Origin of the sequence: Mycobacterium sp. D16Q16 (assembly GCF_002013745.1) — a bacterium.
GTDB lineage: Bacteria > Actinomycetota > Actinomycetes > Mycobacteriales > Mycobacteriaceae > Mycobacterium.
This window is the reverse complement of sequence record NZ_MAEY01000011.1, coordinates 72,650-94,625: the sequence shown is the minus strand read 5'-3', so window position 1 is coordinate 94,625 and position 21,976 is coordinate 72,650. Positions and strand designations below refer to the sequence as shown.

Here is a 21,976-nt window from a genome sequence, read left to right as displayed (position 1 = left end):
ATGACGGCATGTGAGGACCTACTGCAGTTCGTCACGGTCCAGCAGCAGGATCCGCTGGCCGCCCCGCTACTGGCCGAGCTGGCGGTGGAATACAGCACGCGCTACGGCGGGACACTCGACGAGCATCATGAGTTCCTGGTCAACTATCCGGCCGTCCACTTCAGCGCTCCCGATGGAGGGCTGCTGATCGGACTGCAAGCAGGTGTGGCCGTGACCGGTGGCGCGTTCCAGCGCTATGACGCCGATACCGCGGAGCTCAAACGCATCTGGACGTCCAGCGCTCACCGTCGGCAGGGCCTGGCAGTGCGCACCCTGGGCGCGCTGGAGCTGGAGATCCGCAGCCGCGGGTACCGGCGCATCTACCTCACGACCGGGCCGCGCCAGCCCGAAGCGAAGGCGCTGTATCTCGCCGCGGGATACCGACCGCTCTACGACCAGACCCTGTCCGCCGACGAGGTTGGCATCCACCCATTCGAGAAGGACCTCGAGGCCTAACTCGGCAGGAACGAATTTCGGTTGCCCACGTGAGGGCGTTCCTGATGAAATCTGCTGCATGTTGCACTCCAGTGATGAGCACCGTCTGATTGCCGAAGGGAACACCGTCCTGCGCGGACAGGTGGGCTCTGGGCTGCACGGCGTCACCACGGGCGACGATGATCGCGACGAGATGGGCGTGTGCATCGAACCCCCGGAATGCGTGATCGGTCTGCGTCGATTCGAGCAGTACATCTTCCGGACGCAACCCGAGGGTGTCAGATCAGGACCGGGTGACCTGGACCTGGTCGTGTACTCACTGCGCAAGTGGGCGAGGCTCGCGGCCGCGGGCAACCCGACCGTGCTGCTGCTGCTATTCATCCCCGATCAGGAGCTCACGGTCAGCACCGACGTGGGACACGACGTGCAACGGCACCCCGAACGGTTCCTGTCGCGCGTGGCGGGCCGCAAATTTCTGGGCTACCTGAACTCCCAACGTAGGCGGCTGACTGGTGACCTCTCGCGTCGCACCAATCGGCCCGAGTTGATCGAGCGGTACGGGTTCGACACCAAATTCGCTTATCACGCCTTACGTCTCGGCATTCAGGGAATCGAGCTGATGGAGCACGGCAGGATCACTCTGCCCATGCCACAGCCGTACCGGAGCCAGTTGGTTGACGTGCGTCAGGGTAAGTACACGCTGCCCGATGTGCTGGGTTGGCTCGACGAGGTGACGGCACGTTTGGAGTCTCTGACGGCGACCGCGGATCTGCCCGAGCAGCCGGACCAGGTGATCATCGACAACTGGCTGGTCCAGACATACCAGCGCCATTGGGAGGCATAGTGGATCCGGATATGAAGCTGCCCAGGCAGATTCGCAAGGCGATCGCCGATATCAAGGTGACACTGGACGCGATCGACAATGATCCGCATGCGGACAAGGCGCGTTACCAGCTGGACCTGTTATCGGAGATGGTCTCGCAGCGTCCGGAACGATTTCAGCCGTGGAGCTACTATCGGCCCCGCGTCGAGGAGGAATTCGGCGAGTAGGGCCACTGCGAAGCAGACAGCGCCGCGGCCCTTTTCCTCAGGCTGAGATTAACGCCGTCATTGTGCCGGTCGTAGCCGTTGAACCGGTCGTGACGACATTGCTCGGCCTGGCTCTGGACGGACACGGTTGGCATCCGGACGCGGATAAGCATGCCGGTAGCCCCCTGACCGGCAAGTACTGGACCCAGCAGGTGCAGCTCGCCGAGCGCGGGCTGCTGGATTTCGTGACGTTCGAGGATTCGTTCGCGCGTACACGTGGCGGGCGTCTGGACGCGATACTCACCGCCGCCCGGGTGGCGCCAGTGACAAACCACATCGGGCTCATTCCCACCGCGCCGGCCACCCACAACGAGCCGTTTCACATCTCCAAATCGATTGCGACCCTGGATATTGTGTCCGGCGGCCGCGCCGGCTGGCAGGTAACCATCGCCGACACCGGGGAAGAGGCCGACGCGTTCGGCCGCACCAAGGTGCTGCCGCTGCAAGATCTGCTGGAGGAGGCCGCCGACTCCGTTGAGGTGGTCCGACGGCTCTGGGACAGCTGGGAGGACGATGCCGAGATCAGAGACGTGGCGACGGGGCGCTTCATCGACAGGGACAAGCTGCACTACATCGACTTCGAGGGCCGGTTTTTCTCGGTGAAGGGGCCCTCCATCACGCCCAGGTCCCCGCAGGGCCAATCCGTGATCGCGGCATTGGCGCGCAGCCGCCCCGGGCAGGCCTTCGCCGCCAAGAACGCCGACGTCGTCTTCGTCACCCCCCATGACGGGGCCTCGGCCGCCGAGATCCCCGCCCGCCTGCACAACACAGCAGGTCATCGCATCATCAAGGTGTTGGCGGATCTCGTGGTCTCATTCGGCCGTGAGGATGAGTTCCATTCGGATGCAGCAATTTTCACAGGACAGGCTCCCGAACTGGCCGAACTCATCGCCCAATGGCACGAATGGGGTATCGACGGTGTACGCCTGCGTCCCGCGGTCAATGCGCTGGACGTCCCGGTCATAGTTGACGAACTCGTGCCCCTTCTTCAGGCCCATCACGGGTTCCGCGCCGAGTATGAAAACGGAACGCTGCGCGATCGGCTCGGCCTGCCTACCGCCACCAACCGCTACGCAAGGAAGTCGGCATGAACGTCCCGCTCTCGGTTCTGGACTTGTCTCCGGTCAGCGAAGGATCGGACGCCACGGCGGCATTGCGCAACTCGATCGACCTGGCCCAGCACGCAGAGCAATGGGGATACCGGCGATACTGGCTCGCCGAGCATCATTTCGTCTCGGTGGCGAGCACCGTTCCCGCTCTGGTCATCGCCCATATCGCCGCCGCCACTCAACGGATCCGGGTGGGTGCCGGTGCCGTTCAGATCGCCTCGACTACGGCCGCTGCAGTCGTGGAGAGCTTCGGCATCCTCGATGCGCTCTACCCGGGGCGCATCGATCTTGGGCTCGGGCGCACGGGTCATCGCATCAGGGACCGCCTCGCCGGAAACGAGCAGAAGCCCGAACCGGCACCGGCACATGAGGTAGACGGGTTGTTCATCCCGCAGGCGCCGACAGAGTTCGGCATCAAGGACAACCCAAAACTGCGGGCCACCGTTGCCGCCCTCCAGCAGCCGGGCGCGCAGATCGCCGACTTCGACCAGCAGGTGTCCGATATCCTGGCATTCCTCGACGGCACCTACGTCAGCCCGGAAGGTGTTGCGCTGCATATCCGCCCAGGAGAGGGCGCCGATCTGCCGCTATGGCTCTTCGGCTCCAGCAAGGGCGAATCGGCTCTGGTGGCGGCACGGCGTGGTCTGCCGTTCGTGGCGAATTATCACGTCACCCCCTGGTCCACCCTGGAGGCGGTGCAGGCGTACCGCGAGGCGTTCCGGCCGTCGAAAGCGCTGGCCGAGCCCTACGTCATCGTCTCGGCTGATGCTGTGGCCGCCGAGGACGAGCACACCGCTGCCCACCTCACCAGTACGTTTGGTCGCTGGGTGCACTCGATCCGGTCGGGGAATGGAGCCATTCCGTACCCCGATCCCGATGGTGCACAACCACTTACCGATGAGGAACGCCGTCATTCGGAGGATCGCATCGCCACTCAATTCGTCGGCGATGCAGGCCAGGTCGCTGAGCGGCTGGACACGCTGGCCAGGGTCACGGGTGCCGACGAGCTCGTGATCACCTCCATCACCCACCGGCACGATGACCGGCGCAGGTCCTACGAACTCATCGCCAAGGAATGGGGGCTGATCTGATGACGGACACCCAGGTCCGGGAAGGTGTGCACCGCAAGCCGATTCACCTCGCCGCACACTTTCCGGGGGTCAACAACACCACGGTGTGGTCCGATCCCGCGTCGGGGAGTCAGATCGATTTCACCTCCTTCGTGCATGTGGCGCGCGCCGCCGAGCGTGGACTGTTCGACTTCTTCTTTCTCGCCGAGGGCCTGCGATTGCGCGAGCATCGGGGCCGGATTCATGACCTCGACGTGGTCGGTAGGCCCGATACCTTCACGGTGCTGTCCGCGCTGGGCGCCGTCACCGAGCGGCTCGGACTGGTGGGGACCATCAACACCACCTTCAACGAACCCTTCAATGTGGCAAGGCAGTTCGCCTCGCTCGATCATCTGACGGACGGGCGTGCGGGCTGGAACATGGTGACCTCGTCCGATGCCTTCACCGGTGAGAACTTCCGGCGCGGCGGTTTCCTGGACCACGCCGACAGGTACCACCGGGCTGAGGAATTCATCACGGTGGCCCGCGAATTCTGGGACAGCTGGGACAACGACATCCACCCGGTAAACCACAAGGGCCCGCAGTTCACCGTCCGCGGTGTGGCGACCGCACCGACGTCTCCGCAAGGGCATCCGGTGCTGCTGCAGGCCGGGGATTCCGCGGACGGGCGGGACTTCGGCGCCAAGCACGCCGACGCACTGTTCACCATCCACTCCTCGATTCCCGCGGGGCAGAAGTACTACGCCGACGTCAAGGCTCGTGCCGTCGCGCACGGTCGAAACCCGGATCAACTCAAGGTCTTTCCGGGCGTCACGTACGTGCTCGGTGATACCGAACACGAGGCGATCGAGAAGGCGGCGTATATCAGGGACCAGCAGGTGGGCCCGCAAACCGCCCTGGCCTATCTCGAACAGGTCTGGGGTCGTGATCTCTCCGGGTACGACCCGGACGGGCCGTTGCCGGACGTGGAGCCGACCGGGGACGAGTCGATTACCCGCGGCAAGGCTCGCCACGGCGATCCGCGGGAGATTGCCGCCAAGTACCGGGAGCTCGCGGAGGCCAAGAACCTGTCGATCCGCGAGCTGATCAAAGAGGTCACTTCGCGCCAGCAGTTCATCGGTACCCCGTCACAGGTGGCTACGGAGGTGGACCGCTACATCCAGGCCGATGCCTGCGACGGATTCATCCTCGTCCCGCATCTGACACCCGCGGGCCTCGATGACTTCGTGGACACCGTGGTGCCGCTGCTGCAGGAGCGCGGCGCCTTCCGCACCGAGTACCAGGGTGACACCCTGCGCGAGCATCTCGGGCTCGACGCCGTCACCTCACTGGCGCAGGGCGATCTCGACCGCGTCGCGCAGTGATCCCGTCCACGCCGGACCATGCCCGGGAGCCAGCACATCGGCGTCTACATCGGCAAGGGCCTCGGCACTGCGCCGCGCCTGCTCCATGTCTCTGGTGAAAGGTGCGGGCAGCAGCTGAGGTCCCGAACGGGTCGCGATCGGATGCCCGGTGATGATGGCGTCCCCGACCACCAGCACGTGACCGGCGACCAGGTACGAGCAGTGACCGCCGGAATGCCCGGGTGTCGGGATGGGAACGGGCGCGCCCGGCAGATCCGCGAGCTCGGGACCGATCGGAGCAGCCGTCGGAATGCCGTCACGGACCCCGGCTCCGAGACGCATCGCGTGGATGACCCACGGCAGCCATCCGGGCCGCCACAGATTCAGTACCACCCTGAAGGGTTCGGCCTGGTCCACGTAATCGCGCCGCACATTGCCCAACTCGGCGTTGTGGGCATACACCGGGACGCCATGTTCGGCGGCCCACCAGATCGCCGTCCCCATGTGGTCGATATGTCCGTGCGTGAGCACCACCGCGCGCACGTCTTGAGGTTTGTGTCCCAGCGCCGCAATCGATTTCAGTACGTCGTCACGATCTCCGGGGTAGCCCGAATCGAAGAGTGTGACTCCCGAGCTGTCCGAGGCGATCACCCAGTTGACCGCCTCCCCGTTGACTACGTGCACGGCGTCGCTGACCTGGGTGATCTCGACCATGGAAAGGAGACTATCCGGGGTTTGGTTAGGGTGGTTGGAGAACTCACATTGAGGCGAGGAGCGCGCGGATGGCACGGGAACTGAAGCTGGGATACAAGGCATCGGCGGAGCAGTTCGCGCCGCGTGAGCTCGTCGAGTTGGCGGTCGCCACCGAGTCGCACGGTTTTGACAGTGCCACCGTGAGCGACCACTTCCAGCCATGGCGATACAACGGTGGTCACGCCCCGTTCTCGCTGGCCTGGATGACCGCCGTGGGTGAGCGCACCCAGCGCCTACAGCTCGGTACCTCGGTGCTGACCCCGACATTCCGATACAACCCGGCCGTCACCGCCCAGGCCTTCGCCACCATGGGCTGCCTGTACCCGGGCCGCATCTTCCTGGGTGTCGGCACCGGCGAGGCGCTCAACGAGATCGCCACCGGGTTCATCGGTGAGTGGCCGGAGTTCAAGGAGCGTTTCGCGCGGCTGCGCGAATCCGTCCGGCTCATGCGCGAACTGTGGACCGGTGAGCGTGTTGATTTTGAGGGCGAGTACTACCGCACCAAGGGTGCCGCCATCTACGACGTGCCCGAGGACGGCATCCCCGTCTACATCGCCGCGGGTGGCGCCGTCGTCGCGAAGTACGCGGGACGCGCCGGCGACGGATTCATCTGCACCTCCGGCAAGGGCGAGGAGCTGTACAAGGACAAGCTCATCCCCGCCGTCCACGAAGGCGCAGAGGCTGCGTCGAGATCTTTCGACGACATCGACCGGATGATCGAGATCAAGATCTCCTACGACCCGGATCCAGAGAAGGCACTGGAGAACACCCGCTTCTGGGCGCCGCTGTCGCTGACTCCCGAGCAGAAGCACAGCATCCACGACCCCATCGAGATGGAACGTGCCGCCGACGAGCTGCCCATCGAGCAGGTCGCCAAGCGCTGGATCGTCGCCTCCGACCCGGACGAGGCGGTCGCCAAGGTCGCCGACTACGTGGGCTGGGGCCTGAACCACCTGGTGTTCCACGCGCCCGGTCACGACCAGAAGCGGTTCCTGGAGCTGTTCAAGAACGACCTCGAACCCCGGTTGCGGAAGCTGGGATGAGCGCTCGCGCGAAGACCGTTAGGCACCGATGAGTTCCCTACTTCGACGCTTTGTCGACGCGGTCAACACCGTGCCGGTGATAGCGCTGAACGTGCCAGGGCTGCGCAGCCTGGCGGGCCGGTACTTCACCGTCGTCACCTACACCGGCCGCCGATCCGGGCAGATCTTCAGCACGCCCGTGAACTACTGGCGCTCGGGAGACGACATCGTGATCTGGGTCGGCATCCCCGAAACCAAGAAGTGGTGGCGCAACTTCCTCGGCGAAGGCAGGCCCCTGCAGCTCCGGCTCAATGGCGTTGACGTGCCCGGTTACGGAATCGCGAGAAAAGACGACAGTGGCCGCGTGACGGTGACCGTCCGTCTGGGCGAGAGTGCCTAGAGCGAAATAGTTAGCCGATAGGGTCAGTTCATGCATGACGACCGGCGAATCGTTGAGGACCGCATCCGGCGTTTTGTCGACAAGCGCCTGAACAGTGCCGTCTATGTGGATTCGGCACCGCTGACGCTGACGGCGTGGGCCGTGCCCGGGGAGCCCGTGCCGTTCGCCGAGGCGGTGACACAGGACTTCACCGAGATCACCCCCGGGACGCCATGGGGACCACCGTGGTCGACGATGTGGCTGCACGTGACGGGCACCGTTCCGGAACAGTGGCGCGGTCGCTCCGAGGGTGCCCCGGAGATGAGGGTGGAACTCGGGTTCACCGGAGGGCCGGGTTTCAACGCCGAGGGGCTGGTGTACCGGCCCGACGGCACCGTGGTGAAGGGCATCGCGCCGCGCAACGCGTTCGTGCCCATCGACGATCCGGCTGCCCCGGTGGACTTCTACATCGAGGCCGCCGCCAACCCGGACATCGGTAAGCACTTCTGGTCACCAATGCCGTTGGGAGACAAGGCCACCTCCGGCGACGAGGCGCTGTATCGGTTGGGTGGTATCGATCTCGCGTTACGTGACCTGAACCTATGGGGGCTGCAACAGGACATCGCCACCCTCGACGGGCTGATGCACACGCTCCCCGAGGATCTGCCCCGTCGCCACGAGATCCTGCGCGCCCTGGAACGCGCGCTGGACACGGTGAATCCCGATGATCTCGCGGGCACCGCGGCCGCCGGACGTGCCGCACTTGCCGAGGTGCTGGCGCGCCCCGCATATGCCAGTGCCCATCGGATCACCGCTGTCGGGCACGCCCATATCGACTCCGCCTGGTTGTGGCCGGTGCGTGAGACGGTCCGCAAGTGCGCGCGGACCTTCTCGAACATGGTCGACCTCATGGACCGGCATCCCGATTTCCGTTTCGCCTGCTCCTCGGCGCAGCAGTACGCGTGGATCAAGGACACGTACCCCACGCTGTTCGCCCGTATCAAGGAGAAGGTCGCTGCGGGACAGTTCATTCCGGTGGGTGGCATGTGGGTGGAGGCCGACACGAACATGCCCGGGGCGGAGGCGATGGCACGCCAGTTCGTGGCGGGCAAGCAGTTCTTCCTCGACGAGTTCGGGATCGACACCCCGGAGGTGTGGCTGCCCGATTCGTTTGGCTACTCCGCGGCCATGCCCCAGATTGTTGCTGCATCAGGTTCGGAATACTTTCTGACACAGAAGATTTCCTGGAACTCGGTGAACCGGATGCCGCATCACACCTTCATCTGGGAGGGGATCGACGGCACCGGGGTGTTCACGCATTTCCCGCCCGTCGACACCTACAACTCCGACCTCGGTGGCGGCGACCTCGCCCATGCCCAGCGCAACTATCGCGACTCCGGTGCGGGCACCATGTCGCTGGTGCCCTTCGGCTACGGCGACGGTGGCGGCGGCCCCACACGGGAAATGCTGGCCTATGCCACGCGAAAACGTTCCCTGGAAGGTTCCCCAACGGTGTCCCTGGGGGCCCCGGCAGAGTTCTTCGCCGCCGCTCAAGCCGAGTACGTCAACCCACCGCGCTGGTCCGGTGAACTCTATTTGGAGCTGCACCGCGGCACCTACACCTCGCAGGCGAATACGAAACAGGGCAACCGTCGCAGCGAGCATCTGTTGCGGGAGGCCGAGCTGTGGGCGGCCACGGCCGCGGTGCGCACCGGCTTTGAGTACCCGTACGTCGAGCTGGACGAGATCTGGAAGCTGGTGCTGCTGCAGCAGTTCCACGACATCTTGCCCGGCAGCTCCATAGCCTGGGTTCACCGCGACGCCGAGCGGAACTATGCGGCCATCGCGAAAAGACTCGAAACCATCATCGAGTCGGCGACACGGGCCCTGGCGGGTAAGGGTGACCACAGGCTGATCTTCAATGCCGCGCCGCACGATCGCGACGGGGTGCCCGCCCTGGGCGCTGCCGCCGTCAACGAGCCGCGGCAGGTCGCTCCCGCGAAGACCGGGAGAGGATTCCTGCTGGACAACGGGATTCTCGCCGCCACCTTCGATGCCGACGGGCTATTGGTCTCGCTCGTCGACGCTGCCACCGGCCGGGAGGCCATGGCCGCACCCGGGAATCTGCTGCAGTTGCATCGTGATACGCCGAACCAATGGGACGCCTGGGATATCGACGGCTTCTACCGGAACACCGTCACCCATCTCACGTCGGCGGACTCGGTCACCGTCGTGGACGGTGCGCTGGTCATCGAACGGACATTCGGGAATTCGCATGTGGTGCAACGGATAACATTGCAGGACGAGTCGCCCGCACTGGACATCGACATCGACATCGACTGGCACGAGACCGAAAAGCTGCTCAAGCTGGCCTTCCCCTTCGATGTGCAGGCCGACCGGTCGGCATCGGAAACTCAGTTCGGCCATGTGTATCGGCCCACGCACGCCAACACCTCATGGGACGAAGCCAAGTTCGAGATATGCGCGCACCGCTGGGTACATGTGGGCGAATCCGGCTACGGGGTGGCGGTGGCCAACGATTCCACCTACGGGCACGACATCAGCCGTCGTGGTTCCACCACCGTCGTGCGGATGTCATTGCTGCGCGCCCCGCTGTTCCCAGATCCCGATTGCGACCAAGGGCATCACCGCCTGAAGTTCTCGGTGCGGCCGGCCGCGATGATCGGCGACGCCGTCGAGCAGGGATACCGGCGCAACCTCGCCTCGCGCGTTGTCGGCGGCGCCGTGCGGAACATCGAACCGCTTGTCAGCTTGGATAACCCGGCCGTCGTGGTGGAATCGGTGAAGCTGGCGCTGGACGGCTCCGGCGATGTGATCGTGCGGTTGTATGAGTCGCGCGGCGGACGGGCCGAGACGACACTCCTGACGAACTTCGACCATCAACGGGCGCTCGTCACCGACCTGCTGGAGCGTTCCGTTGAACCCTCCGACGCAGCCGGTGTCGTCAGTTTTGACGGTGAGGCGATGCACCTGACACTCCGACCGTTCAAGATCTTGACGCTGCGATTTCCCGGCGTAGAAAGGCGCGCATGACCGAGGCTAGAGGATTGAAGGCATCGAGTATCTACATTGCCTCGCCCGAAGGCGACACCGGAAAGTCCACCGTCGCACTGGGTGTGATGCATCGGCTGGCCGCCACGGTGGCGCGCGTGGGTGTATTCCGCCCGATCGCGCGGTCCGGGGAAAGTGTGGACTACATCCTGGAACTGCTGCTGGAGCAGAGCACCGCCGACATCGCGTATGAGGACTGTCTCGGCGTCTCGTACCACGATCTGCACCAGGATCCGGACGCGGCGATCGCCGCGATCGTCGACAGATACCACTCGGTGGCGGAGCGCTGCGACGCCGTGGTGATTGTCGGTAGTGACTACACCGATGTCGCCAGTCCCAGCGAGCTGAGCACCAACGCGCGCATCGCCGTCAATCTCGGTGCCCCGGTCCTGTTGACCATCAAGGGATTCGATCGGACTCCCGAGGAGATAGCGGCTCTTGCCGAGGTCTGCCTCGGAGAGCTCAAGGCGCAGCGTGCGCACACCGCGGCCATTGTCGCCAACCGGTGTGACCCCGATCAGCTGCCCGAGGTGCGCCAGGCGTTGTCGCGGTTCGACAAGCCGGCCTGGGTGCTGCCCGAGGTGCCGCTATTGTTCTCGCCGTCGGTTGAAGAACTCATGAAGGCGGTCAACGGCTCGTTGGTCAGCGGTGACGAGGCGCTGATGTCACGTGAGGCCACCAGCTTCATGGTCGCGGGCATGACGGCCGAGCATTGCCTGGAACGACTGCAGGAGGGGCAAGCCGTCATCTTCCCCGCGGACCGTTCTGATGTGTTGCTCGCGGTGGCCAGTGCTCATGTGGCGGAGGGATTTCCATCGCTGTCCGCCATCATTCTGAACGGCGGACTCAAGCTGCATCCGAGGATCGCCGACTTGGTGGACGGTATCGGACTGAGGCTGCCGATCATCGCGACGGATTCGGGGACGTTCGAGACCGCGAGTGCGGCGGCGCATGCCCGTGGCCGGGTGACCGCCGCCTCCGCCCGCAAGATCGACACCGCGCTCGCGTTGATGGACAGGCATGTCGACGGCGCAGATCTCATCGCGCAGCTTGCCATCCCGATACCGTCTGTCACCACACCGCAGATGTTCGAGTATCAGCTGCTGGACCGGGCGCGGGATAACCGCAAGCGCATTGTGCTGCCCGAGGGCGACGACGACAGGATTCTCAAGGCGGCGGGCCGGCTGCTGCAACGTCAGGTCGCTGATCTGACGATCCTGGGTGAAGAGGCCGAAATTCGTTCCCGTGCTGCCGAGCTCGGTGTCGATATCTCGAACGCCCTGGTCGTCAGCCCCAAGACAAGCGAGCTCGCCGAGCAGTTCGCGGGCCAGTATTTCGAGCTGCGCAAGCACAAGGGCATGACGGCCGATCGGGCGCGCGAGATCATGCGCAACGTCTCATATTTCGGCACCATGCTGGTCTACAACGACATCGTCGATGGCATGGTCTCGGGTGCGGCGCACACCACCGCGCATACGATTAGGCCAGCGTTCGAAATCATAAGGACGACGTCCGGTGTTTCTACAGTGTCCAGCATCTTCTTGATGTGCCTGGCCGACCGGGTGTTGGCATACGGCGATTGCGCCATCGTGCCCGACCCGACCTCCGAGCAGTTGGCCGATATCGCCATCTCCTCGGCGCGCACGGCCGCACAGTTCGGTATCGACCCGCGGGTCGCGATGCTGTCCTACTCGACGGGAACCTCCGGTAGCGGTGCCGAGGTCGAAAAGGTGCGCGTCGCCACCGAACTGGTGCGCGCCAGGCAGCCCGAGCTGCTGGTGGAAGGGCCCATCCAGTACGACGCGGCGGTGGAGCCCTCGGTGGCGGCCACCAAGATGCCCGACTCCCCGGTCGCCGGACGTGCGACGGTGCTGATCTTCCCGGACCTCAACACCGGGAACAACACCTATAAGGCCGTGCAGCGCAGTGCCGGTGCCATCGCCATCGGGCCGGTCCTGCAGGGGTTGCGCAAGCCCATCAACGACCTGTCCCGTGGGGCACTGGTGGAGGACATCGTCAACACCGTCGCCATCACCGCGATCCAGGCACAGGATCTGACCCGATGAGTGCGGTGCTCGTTCTCAACTGCGGCTCGTCCTCGGTGAAATATCAGCTCATCGAACCGGATTCGGGCCGGGTGGATGCCCACGGGCTGGTGGAGCGCATTGGCGAGGAACCCGTCCGTAATCACGAAGAGGCACTGCGGCTCGTCTTCGACTCCATCAACACCGACGATGTGGAAGTGGTCGGCCACCGGGTGGTGCACGGCGGACAAAAGTTCCATGAGCCGAGGGTGCTCGACGATGCGGTGGTCGCGCAGATCGCCGAGCTATCCTCACTGGCGCCCCTGCACAACCCGGCGGGTGTCCAGGGCATCGAGGTCGCTCGCCGCCTGCTTCCCGATGTGCCGCAGGTGGCGGTGTTCGACACCGCGTTCTTCTATAGCCTGCCGCCCGCGGCTGCCACGTACGCGCTCGATCGTGAGGTGGCCGAGCGCTATGGCGTGCGGCGCTACGGATTCCACGGCACCTCGCATCAGTATGTGTCCCAGCAGGCGGCCGGCTTCCTGGGGCGCGGGTACGCCGAGATCAACCAGATCGTGCTGCATCTGGGCAATGGGGCATCGGCATCGGCGATCCTGCACGGCCGCGCCGTGGAAACCTCGATGGGGCTCACGCCGCTCGAGGGTCTCGTGATGGGCACCCGCACCGGTGATATCGACGCGGGCATCGTGTTCCATCTGGCCCGCCATGGCATGAGCATCGACGAGATCGACACAGTGTTCAACCGCCGCTCGGGCATGCTCGGGCTGTGCGGTGCCAACGATTTTCGCGAGATTCATCGCCTGATTGAGGCCGGGGATGGCGCGGCTCAGCTCGCCTACAACGTGTACGTACATCGGCTCCGCAAGTACATCGGCGCCTACATCGCGACATTGGGTGGCGCCGACGTCATCTCGTTTACCGCCGGGGTGGGTGAGAACGATGCGGTGCTGCGCGCCGATGCCATGGCCGGACTCAAAGTGCTCGGCATAGAGATTGATTCCGAACGAAACCTGGTGAGATCCAGCGATATTCGCCGCATCTCCACCGATGCTTCACGGGTGACGGTGCTGGTGGTGCCCACTAACGAGGAACTGGCCATCGCCAGGGCGGCGGTGGGGGCGGCTCTAAAGCAGTGATGTCGGGCGCGTGGAGTTGGCAAGGTCGACCAGCGCGTAGCGGTGGGCGCGTTCGGTAGCGCGGCGTGCCAGTGCCCGCAGGCTTCTCTCGACACCCTGGCGCAGGCCGCGTTTGGTGAACGGAACACCCAGGATGTGGTGTCCCGTTGAATGATTGGTCTTGATCCAGTCCAGTGCGGTCCCGAGCACCAGCGCCCTGATCTGCAGCACGCGCGGCTCCGTCTCGGGTAATGCCTCGACCCTGCGCGCCGCCTCGCGGATATCGTCCTCGGTGACCTCTGAGAGGGTGCGGCCGGACAACAGCGTGACAGCACTGGTGAGGCGCGCGGTGGTGAAATGGCGCGAGGTGGGGGGCACGTTGTCGAGCATGCGCACCGCTTCGGCCCGTTCCCCGCGTGCGGCCAGGGTGCGGGCCAGCCCGTAGCCCGCGGAGATGACGCTGTTGTCGGTGGACCACACGGTGCGGTAGAAGTCGAGATTCTTCTCGTCACTGGCAAGTTCGGCAGTCGCCGCCAGCGCCATCTTGGGGGCGATCTCGCCCGGCAGGTAGTCCAGGACGGCGGTGAAATGCTTGGTGGCCTGGTCGTAGTCGCCGTTGAGAAGTGCCGCCATGCCGCGGTACCAGGTCAGTCGCCACGGTGTGCCCACTCGGTCTTCGAGCTGATCGAGCTTGCTGTTGGCCTTGGCGACATCGCCCAGATCCAGAAGCGCACGGGCCTCCATCAGCGGTAGCTCCATCGATTCGGTCAGATCCACGCCGTCGGCGTCGATCCGGCCCAGGCGCGCGGCCTTCAGTGATTCGAGGGTCTGGATAGGCTGACTCAGCACGGTTGCCTGCAGGATCGCGGCGCCCACATCGGTGGGATCCAGAAGTGGAACCTGAAGGGCCGTCACGATATCCGGCGCTGTCAGGCTGGGCGGATGGGCCAGCCCATCGACGTACACGTCGGTGTGCGCCACCAGTAGGTCAACCCCGAACGTCGAGCGGGACGGGCTGAACAGCGTGGACATACCCGGCCGTGGCGTGCCCGAGTCCAGAGCCACTACCTCGCGAAGCACCCCCACCAGCTGAGTGACCATCTCCTCGGCACTGCCGAACCGTGCGGCGGGATCGGGATCGATGGCGCGGCGTAAGAGCCGGTGGTAGGAGTCGTATTTGGTGAGCACCGGGTCTTCGTCCGGCAAACCGTCCTTGTATCGGCCCTTGCGGGTGGGCATCCTCAGGGTCAGCACCGCGAGGGTCCGCCCCACCGTGTAGATGTCCGAGGCGACGGTTGGGCCGGTCTTGGAGATCTCGGGTGCCTGGTAGCCGGGAGTTCCATACAGGTTGCCGTAGGCGTTCAGCGAGGCCACCGCACCCAGGTCGATGAGTTTGAGTTGCTCCTCGGTGATCATGATGTTCTCGGGCTTGAGGTCGTTGTAGGTAAGTCCGACAGAATGCAGAAATCCCAGTGCGGGAAGGATTTCCAGCATGTAGGCGATGGCCTGTGCGACAGGAAGGGCGCTGCCCTTGGGCTGCTTGAGCGAGGTGCCGCCGACGTACTCCATCACGATGTACCCAACCGGATTCCCGTGCTGGTCCGGGTGCTCGACGAAGTTGAAGATCTTCACGATCGAGGGATGCGCCACCTCGGCGAGGAAGCGTCGCTCGGCCATCGCGATGTTCTGTGCCTCGGCGTCACCGGAGTGCACCAGGCCCTTGAGCACCACCGGCCGGTCGTTGACATTGCGATCCACCGCGAGGTAGATCCACCCCAAACCACCGTGGGCGATGCAGCCCTTGATGGCGTACTGTCCGGCGATCACGTCGCCCGGATTCAGTTGTGGCAGAAAGGAGAAGGTGGAGCCGCAGGCCGGGCAGGTGCCGTCGCTCTGCGCGGGGCTGCTGTCCGTTGACCGCCCCACCGGTTTACCGCAGTTCCAGCAGAACCGTTTGGATTCCTCGACAACGGGATTGGTCATCAAGGCGGCCAGCGGATCGATTTCCGGAACGCGGGGGATCTCGACCAGTCCGCCACCGAGACGGCGGGTGGGGGAGAGCCGAACCCGGGTGGTGGTGGCGCGGGCCTCGGGCTGGGTGGTGGGTTGCGTCGTGGGCTGAGTGGAGTCCGGTGCGCGGAACACGGCCTGAGTGGCCATGGGCCGCATCGTGGAGGCGGAGTCGGCGTCTAGGTCCGCGAGGGATGCGGGCCGCGTCCCGGGGCCCTCGTCCTCGGGTGCGTTGTTGGCCGGTTCGTCTTCCTGGCCATCGGGATCTTCACTCATCAGTCCCGGTACCTTGCGCTCGGAGGTGCGGGTGCGGGCCCGAGCACGCTCAACCATTTGCGGTACAAGGCATTCCATGTTCCATCACGCCGGATGCGCTCGAGGGTGCGATTGACGAACCGGACTAGATCGGTGTTCTCGAGCCTGATGCCGATCCCATACGGTTCATCGCTCATGTTGGGCCCGATGATATGGAGATAGGGGTCTTGGGACATCAGGCCGGCGAGGATCGAGTCGTCCGTGCTCACCGCATCGACTTGCCGCTGCTGCAGTGCCACAAGGCAATCCGCCCACGTCACCACCGACATGATGACCGGGGGCGGCGTGATCTGCGAGAGCCGGTTCAGGGAGGTGGTGCCGCGCGCGGCGCACACACGTCTGCCGGAGAGGTCCTGCGCGTTGGTGATACCCGAATCGCGTGAGGTCAGAATCCGCTGGTACGTCATCAGGTAGACCGTCGAGAAGTTGACCTCCTTGCGCCGTGCGCAGGTGATCGTCATGGTCTTCACCACGATGTCGACGGTCGAGTTCTTCAGTGCGGCGATGCGATCCGCCGAGGACAGGATCCGGTACTCCACCCGCTCGGGGGTGCCGAAGATATCGCGGGAGATCTCTCCGGCGATATCGACGTCGAATCCAGTCAGCTCACCGGTGATCGGGTCGCGGAAGCTGAAGAGGTTGCTTCCGATGTCCAGCCCGACGATGAGCCGGCCACGCTTGCGGATCGCCGCGACCGCATCGTCATTGGCGGCCCTGTCATTGGTGGGCCGCAGGCTCGCGGTTGGGTCACATGAGGTGTCCACCTTGTCCAGGAGCGCCCGGTTGGGTTCCTGTTCGGTCATCTCTGCCGGGGTTGGCCTCGGCACGGTGAGTTGCGGCAACGGGGTGGAATTCTCGGGCGTCGTGCATCCGGCCAGCACGGTGGCGATGACCGCCAGCGCCGCCAGCCTGCGTGCCTTGCCCCGCGTCACTTCGCCGCTCATCGGTACTCGCTCAGCCTCGGCCACAGGCCGACTCCCACGCAGATCGCACCGCCCACCGAGAGGATCAACGCTCCCGCCGAGGACAAGGTCAAGGCGCGCTCGGCGTTGAGGACACCCGAGCGGAGCTGACGCCGGCTGTCCTGCACACCGTTGCGCAGTGCCGCGTCGAGACTGTCGAAGGCCGGCGTCGAGTCTGATTCACTGCTGCCCAGAGCCACCTGGGTCGCGGCTTGGTAGTTGCCGACGCCTATATAGGCGTTGATCCGGTCATCCGCCAGTCGCCACCTGGTGAGCAGCTGCTGCGCCCGCTCCAGGTCTGCTCGGGCGATGGCATCCGGACTCTTCAGGTATTCGTCGATCTTGCGTTCCATCTCGTCGATGCGGTCGTAGTACGACTTCTTGCGGACGTTCTCGTCGCCGCGACGGATGAGGGCAAGGGTCTCGTCGGCACGTGCCTGCTGGGCCGAGATGACCAGTTGGGTGATGGTTTTCAGCGAATGAGCGCCGCCATTGCGCGCATCGGTGCCCAGGGAGGCTGAGACGGCCAATGCGATACCCACCCAAACCACCATAAGCAGTAGCGCGGCACCACCGGCCAGCATGCCGGGATTGACCATGCGCCGAGTCTTCTTGGACAACCAGCGATGGCCGAAGACCCCGCCGATCATGGTGCCCAGCACGATGACGATGACAGGGAAGGGCACCCGGGTGGACGCACTGGTCTCCTGGTCGACCCGATTGGACGTCTCCTCGTAGAGAAGCTGCGCGTCGGGCAGGATCGTGTGTTGCATCAGCGCGGACGCCTCACTCAGATACGAGGCGCCGACGGGATTGCTTGCCCGGTTGTTGGTGCGCGCGGTCTCGACCAATCCGGTGTAGACCGACAGTTCGGCGTTGATCCGGCTCAGCAGCTCCTGCATCGGTCTGTCGGTCAGACCGCTGGAAGCGGCGACGAGTGCGGTCGAGGCATCGGTGATCGCCTGCTCATACCGTTCCCGAACACCCTGAGGTTCGGTGCCCGCGATGAACGCTGTGGTCGCGGCGGCATCGGCGACCGACAGGGTGCTGTACAGCTGTCCGGCCGAGTAGGCCAAGGGTTCAGTGTGGTTGAGCACCGTGCTCAGGGCGAGTTGCCGGTTCTGCACGCTCGCCGAAGTGGCCACCGCGGACAGCACACCAGCGGTGGCCAGGACGATACCGAGCATCAGAATCTTGCCGGGTGTGGACTTGAGAAACCACCACCACGGATGAGCCGGCACGACCGGTGTGGTCGCGCCGACGGGCTCGGTCGACGGGTGCGCTAACCGCGTCGTCCCGACAGTCACCTCTTACCTTCCTCTCCCCGGCCTTAATGGAAAGTCTAAGAGCATATTTAGCCTTTGGTGGCTCTACTGTGGACTCTGTGCGTGGCGACGGTGACGGATGGGTTGTCGCTGACACGGGTGCACGATTCTGGGGACGGTTCGGTGCGGCGGGTTTGCTGTTGCGCGCGCCACTGGCGAGCGGCCAGCCCGCTGTCCTGCTGCAGCATCGCGCCTGGTGGAGCCATCAGGGAGGTACCTGGGCATTGCCCGGGGGTGCACGGGACAGCCATGAGTCCGCCGAGCAGGCCGCGCTTCGGGAGGCAGCCGAAGAGGCGGGCATCGCACCAGGTGCGATGACCATCCGCTCCTCGGTGGTGACGAAACGCATTGATGGTCAGGCGCATTGGACGTACACCACGGTCGTTGCCGATGCCACCGAGTTGTTGCCCACGGAGGCCAATCACGAGAGCACCGAGCTGCGGTGGGTGCCCGAGGAAAAAATCGAGGGGATGCGGTTGCATCCCGGGTTCAAATCGGCCTGGCCAATGCTGCGGGTTGTCGAAATGTTGCCAAGTGGCGTGGATGGGCTCGGCACTGTCGAGCTCGAGCCCGGGCGTTTCGCTTGGCAACTGCCGTAGCGTGCCGTTATGCGCATCGGATTTCTTCTGACGTTGGCGATGATCACGAGCGTGCTGATGGGCGCCTGCGGCTCAGAGAAAGCCGAGAGTGGGCCGGGTGACCGCAACGAGGTGGTGGCCACCGCGCTCGCTCGCGTCGAGGCTGACCTGGGTAAACCCGTCAAACTCGACGTGAAGATGTTCAAGAGTGCTGACGACTGGGCGCTCATCGACGGTCAGCTGCAGGACACCGGCGGCTCCAACCCGACCCGGTATGAGGGCCTGCTCAGAAAGACCGGGCCGAAGTGGACCATTCTCGAGAGCGCGATCGGGCCCACCGACGTGCCCTGGGTGGGGTGGAAGGCGAAGTATCCGGACGCCCCCGCGCAGATCTGGCCCTGACGCTCACGCCGAGTGTGAAGCTATGGCGACGATTCGGCTGAAATCGCGCCGCAGCTTCACACTCGGTGAAGGACCAGCTCGCGAAGCGACGCTGCCGCCGCGCGGGGATCGGCTGCCGCGGTGATCGCGCGCACGACGACGATTCGTGACGCTCCGGCGGCGACCACGTCGGGCACCCGCGCCTCGTCGATGCCGCCGATCGCGAACCAGGGTTGAGAAGTCCCAAGATCAGCGGCCGCTTTCACCAGACCCAACCCGGGCGCGGTGCGGCCCGGCTTGGTGGGCGTCGGCCAGCACGGTCCGCAACAGAAGTAGCCGACCTCGTCATCGGCTGCGGCCACCGCGGCTTGGTCGGCGTCATGGGTCGACCGGCCGATCAGCACATCGGGTCCGACGATCTCCCGGGCGACCGAAAGCGGCAGATCGTCCTGGCCGAGGTGCAGGATGTCGGCCCCCGCTGCCCGGGCGATATCGGCGCGGTCGTTGACCGCGAACAGTGCACCGTGACGGGCCGCGGCCGCACCGAGAATCGCCAGATACTCGAGCTCCTCGAGGGGCTCGAGGCGGCCGAACTGCTGCTCACCCACCGAGCCCTTGTCGCGCAGCTGCACGATGTCGACCCCACCGGCGAGGGCGGCGTCGACGAACTCGGCGAGATCGCCGCGCTCCCGACGGGCATCGGTGCAGAGATAGAGGTGAGCGGACTCAAGACGGGTCGAACGCGGGTGCATAGTCGAAGACGCTAGCGTTGTAGGTGTAAGTAACGCGGGAGCCCCGGGATGAGCGGGCTGAGAGTGGGCCAACGAATCCAGCCCTGACCGTCCGACCTGATCCGGGTCATGCCGGCGAAGGGAGTGACTCCGATTGTGATGTCGTCTCAACAAGGCTCGGTGGCCGTGATCGGCGGCGGTGTCATCGGCCTTTCCGTGGCACGTGAAGCCGCCCGTCGGCGTTGGCGGGTCACCGTTCACGATGACGGCCGCAAGGGCCCGTCATGGGTGGCGGGCGGGATGCTCGCGCCGTACAGCGAGGCGTGGCCCGGTGAGGATGACCTGCTGGGTCTGGGTATCGAATCCCTCGGGATCTGGCGGGACGGCTTCATCGACGAAGGCGTGGAAAACACCGTGATCACCGCGCGGGGGTCGCTTACCGTGGCCGTCGACACCGCCGATGTCGGCGAGCTGCGCACGATGATCAACTGGCTGGCCGGGCGGGGCCATACCGTCGCAGAGACCGCCAACGCCCGGGATGTCGAGCCGCTGCTGGCGCAGAACATCCGCCGCGGGTTCACCGCGCCCGAGGAACTCGCCGTCGACAATCGCAAGGTGCTGCACGCCCTGACCGCCGACTGCGAGGCGCTCGGTGTGCGAAGGGGCGCGCCGGTTGCCACGGTCGATGAGGTGCCGGACGACCAGATCGTGGTCGCCAACGGGGTAGCGGCGGCAACGCTCGCAGATCTGCCGGTTCGCCCGGTGAAGGGTGAGGTGCTGCGGCTCCGGCGGCGTCCCGGCGCGATGCCGCCCCCCACACATGTCATCCGGGCGCGGGTCCATGGGCGACACGTCTACCTGGTGCCCCGCGAGGACGGCGTCGTCGTCGGCGCCACGCAGTACGAGCACGGCCACGACACCGCGCCGGCCGTGGCGGGAGTGCGGGACCTGCTGGATGACGCGTGCGCGGTGCTGCCCTGTCTGGGCGAGTACGAATTCGCCGAATGCGCGGCGGGGCTTCGCCCGATGACCGAGGACAATCTGCCCTTGGTGGGCAGGATCGATGACCGCACCCTCGTGGCGGCCGGGCATGGCCGGTCCGGATTTCTCCTCGCGCCGTGGACGGCGAAGACGATAGGGGCGCTGCTTGACGGTGGCGAGTCGCCGGCCGCCGTCGATCCCCGCCGGTTCGAGAAGGCACATAGTCAGGAGGCCCGATGAACATTCAGGTAAATGGTGATGCGCGTGAGGTCGCCGAGGGTGCCAACATCTGGCAGCTGCTCGACCAGCTGGGCTTTCCCGAGTGCGGTATCGCGGTGGCCGTCAATCACACCGTGGTACCCAAATCCGACTGGGACACCACTGTTTCCGATGGCGCCCTGGTCGACGTCGTCACCGCGGTGCAGGGGGGATAGGCGCGGTGGCCAGTGCAGATAAGCCGCTGTGTATCGCGGGTCGATCCTTCGGTTCCCGGCTCATCATGGGAACCGGGGGTGCCGCGAATCTCTCGATTCTGGAACGGGCGCTGATCGCCTCCGGCACCGAGTTGACCACCGTCGCCATCCGCAGAGTCGATGCCGCCGGAGGCACCGGGGTGCTGGATCTGCTCAAGCGGCTGGACATCAGGCCGTTGCCGAACACCGCGGGGTGCCGGGGTGCGGCCGAGGCCGTGCTGACCGCGCAGCTGGCGCGCGAGGCCCTCGGGACCGACTGGATCAAGTTGGAGGTCATCGCCGACGAACGCACCCTGCTGCCCGATGCCGTCGAGTTGGTGCGTGCGGCAGAGCAGCTTGTCGATGACGGGTTCGTGGTACTGCCCTACACCAACGACGATCCGGTGCTGGCTCGCAGATTGGAAGACGTGGGATGCGTGGCGGTGATGCCGCTCGGGGCCCCCATCGGCACCGGGTTGGGCATCACCAACACACATAACATCGAGATGATTGTGGCGTCGGCCGGAGTACCGGTGATCCTGGACGCGGGAATCGGCACCGCCAGCGACGCCGCGCTCGCGATGGAACTTGGCTGCGATGCCGTGCTGCTTGCGACGGCCGTGACCCGCGCTGCCGATCCTGAACGCATGGCGGCGGCGATGGCGGCGGCCGTGACCGCTGGCCACCTCGCCCGTCACGCGGGTCGCATACCCCGCCGTTTTTGGGCGCAGGCCTCCAGCCCGGATCCGGACGGAAGCACGCAGCAATAG

General features: G+C 65.3%; 21 protein-coding genes and 1 riboswitch. Of the genes, 16 read left to right on the top strand and 5 right to left on the bottom strand.

Annotation, left to right across the window (positions count from 1 at the left end):
- From B4394_RS11960 to B4394_RS11935, 6 genes are all read left to right on the top strand, one after another.
- Positions 1-495: a GNAT family N-acetyltransferase gene (locus B4394_RS11960; RefSeq protein WP_078315155.1), complete on the top strand. Its 495-nt coding sequence runs from the start codon at positions 1-3 to the stop codon at positions 493-495.
- 58 nt (positions 496-553) lie between these two features.
- Positions 554-1,318, top strand: a complete 765-nt coding sequence (locus B4394_RS11955) for a DNA polymerase beta superfamily protein (RefSeq protein ID WP_078307584.1) — start codon at positions 554-556, stop codon at positions 1,316-1,318.
- Between the two features lie 11 nt (positions 1,319-1,329).
- Complete coding sequence (locus B4394_RS11950; protein ID WP_078315190.1) at positions 1,330-1,524, top strand: hypothetical protein; 195 nt, start codon at positions 1,330-1,332, stop codon at positions 1,522-1,524.
- An 89-nt stretch (positions 1,525-1,613) separates the two neighbouring features.
- On the top strand, positions 1,614-2,654 hold the full coding sequence (locus B4394_RS11945) for an LLM class flavin-dependent oxidoreductase (protein WP_078315189.1): 1,041 nt from the start codon (positions 1,614-1,616) through the stop codon (positions 2,652-2,654).
- Positions 2,651-3,763: an LLM class flavin-dependent oxidoreductase gene (locus B4394_RS11940; protein WP_078307586.1), complete on the top strand. Its 1,113-nt coding sequence runs from the start codon at positions 2,651-2,653 to the stop codon at positions 3,761-3,763. Before B4394_RS11945 ends, B4394_RS11940 begins: the two co-directional genes overlap by 4 nt.
- On the top strand, positions 3,748-5,106 hold the full coding sequence (locus B4394_RS11935; protein ID WP_502688378.1) for an NtaA/DmoA family FMN-dependent monooxygenase: 1,359 nt from the start codon (positions 3,748-3,750) through the stop codon (positions 5,104-5,106). Before B4394_RS11940 ends, B4394_RS11935 begins: the two co-directional genes overlap by 16 nt.
- Here the strand turns inward: B4394_RS11935 and B4394_RS11930 are convergent.
- A complete protein-coding gene (locus tag B4394_RS11930) occupies positions 5,068-5,799 on the bottom strand; it encodes an MBL fold metallo-hydrolase (RefSeq protein WP_078307588.1) in 732 nt (243 codons plus the stop codon). The genes B4394_RS11935 and B4394_RS11930 overlap by 39 nt on opposite strands.
- Before the next feature lie 68 nt (positions 5,800-5,867).
- Between B4394_RS11930 and fgd the strand changes: the two genes are divergently transcribed.
- Genes fgd through B4394_RS11905 form a run of 5 tightly spaced genes read left to right on the top strand, consistent with a single transcriptional unit; the run spans position 5,868 to position 13,492 of the window.
- Complete coding sequence (gene fgd, locus B4394_RS11925) at positions 5,868-6,881, top strand: glucose-6-phosphate dehydrogenase (coenzyme-F420) (RefSeq protein ID WP_078307590.1); 1,014 nt, start codon at positions 5,868-5,870, stop codon at positions 6,879-6,881.
- Between the two features lie 28 nt (positions 6,882-6,909).
- Positions 6,910-7,260, top strand: a complete 351-nt coding sequence (locus tag B4394_RS11920; RefSeq protein WP_078307592.1) for a PNPOx family protein — start codon at positions 6,910-6,912, stop codon at positions 7,258-7,260.
- A 30-nt stretch (positions 7,261-7,290) separates the two neighbouring features.
- Positions 7,291-10,293: an alpha-mannosidase gene (locus tag B4394_RS11915; RefSeq protein WP_078315154.1), complete on the top strand. Its 3,003-nt coding sequence runs from the start codon at positions 7,291-7,293 to the stop codon at positions 10,291-10,293.
- Positions 10,290-12,377, top strand: coding sequence for a phosphate acetyltransferase (gene pta / locus B4394_RS11910; RefSeq protein WP_078315153.1), 2,088 nt, complete (start codon positions 10,290-10,292; stop codon positions 12,375-12,377). Before B4394_RS11915 ends, pta begins: the two co-directional genes overlap by 4 nt.
- Positions 12,374-13,492 carry an acetate kinase gene (locus tag B4394_RS11905; RefSeq protein WP_078315152.1) on the top strand — a complete coding sequence of 373 codons (1,119 nt, stop codon included), beginning with the start codon at positions 12,374-12,376 and terminating at the stop codon, positions 13,490-13,492. The genes pta and B4394_RS11905 overlap by 4 nt, the downstream gene beginning before the upstream one ends.
- Here the strand turns inward: B4394_RS11905 and B4394_RS11900 are convergent.
- The 3 genes from B4394_RS11900 to B4394_RS11890 are packed head-to-tail and all read right to left on the bottom strand — an operon-like array spanning position 13,481 to position 18,065.
- Positions 13,481-15,757 (bottom strand): serine/threonine-protein kinase PknG, encoded by a 2,277-nt coding sequence (locus tag B4394_RS11900; protein ID WP_078315188.1) that lies wholly within the window; start codon positions 15,755-15,757, stop codon positions 13,481-13,483. The genes B4394_RS11905 and B4394_RS11900 overlap by 12 nt on opposite strands.
- Positions 15,757-16,740: a glutamate ABC transporter substrate-binding protein gene (locus tag B4394_RS11895; RefSeq protein ID WP_078307683.1), complete on the bottom strand. Its 984-nt coding sequence runs from the start codon at positions 16,738-16,740 to the stop codon at positions 15,757-15,759. The genes B4394_RS11900 and B4394_RS11895 overlap by 1 nt, the downstream gene beginning before the upstream one ends.
- On the bottom strand, positions 16,737-18,065 hold the full coding sequence (locus B4394_RS11890) for a GlnX family signal transduction membrane protein (RefSeq protein WP_078315151.1): 1,329 nt from the start codon (positions 18,063-18,065) through the stop codon (positions 16,737-16,739). Before B4394_RS11890 ends, B4394_RS11895 begins: the two co-directional genes overlap by 4 nt.
- Positions 18,066-18,142: 77 nt before the next feature.
- On the opposite strand from B4394_RS11890, the gene B4394_RS11885 reads away from it, so the two are divergent.
- Both B4394_RS11885 and B4394_RS11880 read left to right on the top strand, forming a co-directional pair.
- Positions 18,143-18,682: an NUDIX domain-containing protein gene (locus tag B4394_RS11885; RefSeq protein ID WP_078307686.1), complete on the top strand. Its 540-nt coding sequence runs from the start codon at positions 18,143-18,145 to the stop codon at positions 18,680-18,682.
- Positions 18,683-18,691: 9 nt separating this feature from the next.
- Positions 18,692-19,063 carry a hypothetical protein gene (locus tag B4394_RS11880; protein ID WP_078307602.1) on the top strand — a complete coding sequence of 124 codons (372 nt, stop codon included), beginning with the start codon at positions 18,692-18,694 and terminating at the stop codon, positions 19,061-19,063.
- Positions 19,064-19,119: 56 nt separating this feature from the next.
- Here B4394_RS11880 and thiE read toward each other — a convergent pair whose 3' ends face one another.
- Complete coding sequence (gene thiE / locus B4394_RS11875) at positions 19,120-19,794, bottom strand: thiamine phosphate synthase (protein ID WP_078307604.1); 675 nt, start codon at positions 19,792-19,794, stop codon at positions 19,120-19,122.
- A 24-nt stretch (positions 19,795-19,818) separates the two neighbouring features.
- Positions 19,819-19,934, top strand: a riboswitch (TPP riboswitch).
- Between thiE and thiO the strand changes: the two genes are divergently transcribed.
- The 3 genes from thiO to B4394_RS11860 all read left to right on the top strand — a co-directional run bounded on the left by thiO (position 19,933) and on the right by B4394_RS11860 (position 21,976).
- On the top strand, positions 19,933-20,994 hold the full coding sequence (gene thiO / locus B4394_RS11870; protein ID WP_078315150.1) for a glycine oxidase ThiO: 1,062 nt from the start codon (positions 19,933-19,935) through the stop codon (positions 20,992-20,994). It overlaps the preceding riboswitch by 2 nt.
- Positions 20,991-21,188: a sulfur carrier protein ThiS gene (thiS, locus tag B4394_RS11865; RefSeq protein ID WP_078290201.1), complete on the top strand. Its 198-nt coding sequence runs from the start codon at positions 20,991-20,993 to the stop codon at positions 21,186-21,188. The genes thiO and thiS overlap by 4 nt, the downstream gene beginning before the upstream one ends.
- Before the next feature lie 65 nt (positions 21,189-21,253).
- A complete protein-coding gene (locus B4394_RS11860) occupies positions 21,254-21,976 on the top strand; it encodes a thiazole synthase (RefSeq protein WP_502688523.1) in 723 nt (240 codons plus the stop codon).

Excerpts from the sequence above, each read along its gene's own strand:
- B4394_RS11960 (WP_078315155.1), top strand. The coding sequence starts at position 1 with ATGACGGCATGTGAGGACCTACTGCAGTTCGTCACGGTCCAGCAGCAG.
- B4394_RS11955 (WP_078307584.1), top strand. The coding sequence starts at position 554 with ATGTTGCACTCCAGTGATGAGCACCGTCTGATTGCCGAAGGGAACACC.
- B4394_RS11950 (WP_078315190.1), top strand. The coding sequence starts at position 1,330 with ATGAAGCTGCCCAGGCAGATTCGCAAGGCGATCGCCGATATCAAGGTG.
- B4394_RS11940 (WP_078307586.1), top strand. The coding sequence starts at position 2,651 with ATGAACGTCCCGCTCTCGGTTCTGGACTTGTCTCCGGTCAGCGAAGGA.
- B4394_RS11935 (WP_502688378.1), top strand. The coding sequence starts at position 3,748 with ATGGGGGCTGATCTGATGACGGACACCCAGGTCCGGGAAGGTGTGCAC.
- B4394_RS11930 (WP_078307588.1), bottom strand. The coding sequence starts at position 5,799 with ATGGTCGAGATCACCCAGGTCAGCGACGCCGTGCACGTAGTCAACGGG.
- fgd (WP_078307590.1), top strand. The coding sequence starts at position 5,868 with ATGGCACGGGAACTGAAGCTGGGATACAAGGCATCGGCGGAGCAGTTC.
- B4394_RS11920 (WP_078307592.1), top strand. The coding sequence starts at position 6,910 with ATGAGTTCCCTACTTCGACGCTTTGTCGACGCGGTCAACACCGTGCCG.
- B4394_RS11915 (WP_078315154.1), top strand. The coding sequence starts at position 7,291 with ATGCATGACGACCGGCGAATCGTTGAGGACCGCATCCGGCGTTTTGTC.
- pta (WP_078315153.1), top strand. The coding sequence starts at position 10,290 with ATGACCGAGGCTAGAGGATTGAAGGCATCGAGTATCTACATTGCCTCG.
- B4394_RS11905 (WP_078315152.1), top strand. The coding sequence starts at position 12,374 with ATGAGTGCGGTGCTCGTTCTCAACTGCGGCTCGTCCTCGGTGAAATAT.
- B4394_RS11900 (WP_078315188.1), bottom strand. The coding sequence starts at position 15,757 with ATGAGTGAAGATCCCGATGGCCAGGAAGACGAACCGGCCAACAACGCA.
- B4394_RS11895 (WP_078307683.1), bottom strand. The coding sequence starts at position 16,740 with ATGAGCGGCGAAGTGACGCGGGGCAAGGCACGCAGGCTGGCGGCGCTG.
- B4394_RS11880 (WP_078307602.1), top strand. The coding sequence starts at position 18,692 with ATGCGCATCGGATTTCTTCTGACGTTGGCGATGATCACGAGCGTGCTG.
- thiE (WP_078307604.1), bottom strand. The coding sequence starts at position 19,794 with ATGCACCCGCGTTCGACCCGTCTTGAGTCCGCTCACCTCTATCTCTGC.
- thiO (WP_078315150.1), top strand. The coding sequence starts at position 19,933 with ATGTCGTCTCAACAAGGCTCGGTGGCCGTGATCGGCGGCGGTGTCATC.
- thiS (WP_078290201.1), top strand. The coding sequence starts at position 20,991 with ATGAACATTCAGGTAAATGGTGATGCGCGTGAGGTCGCCGAGGGTGCC.
- B4394_RS11860 (WP_502688523.1), top strand. The coding sequence starts at position 21,254 with ATGGGAACCGGGGGTGCCGCGAATCTCTCGATTCTGGAACGGGCGCTG.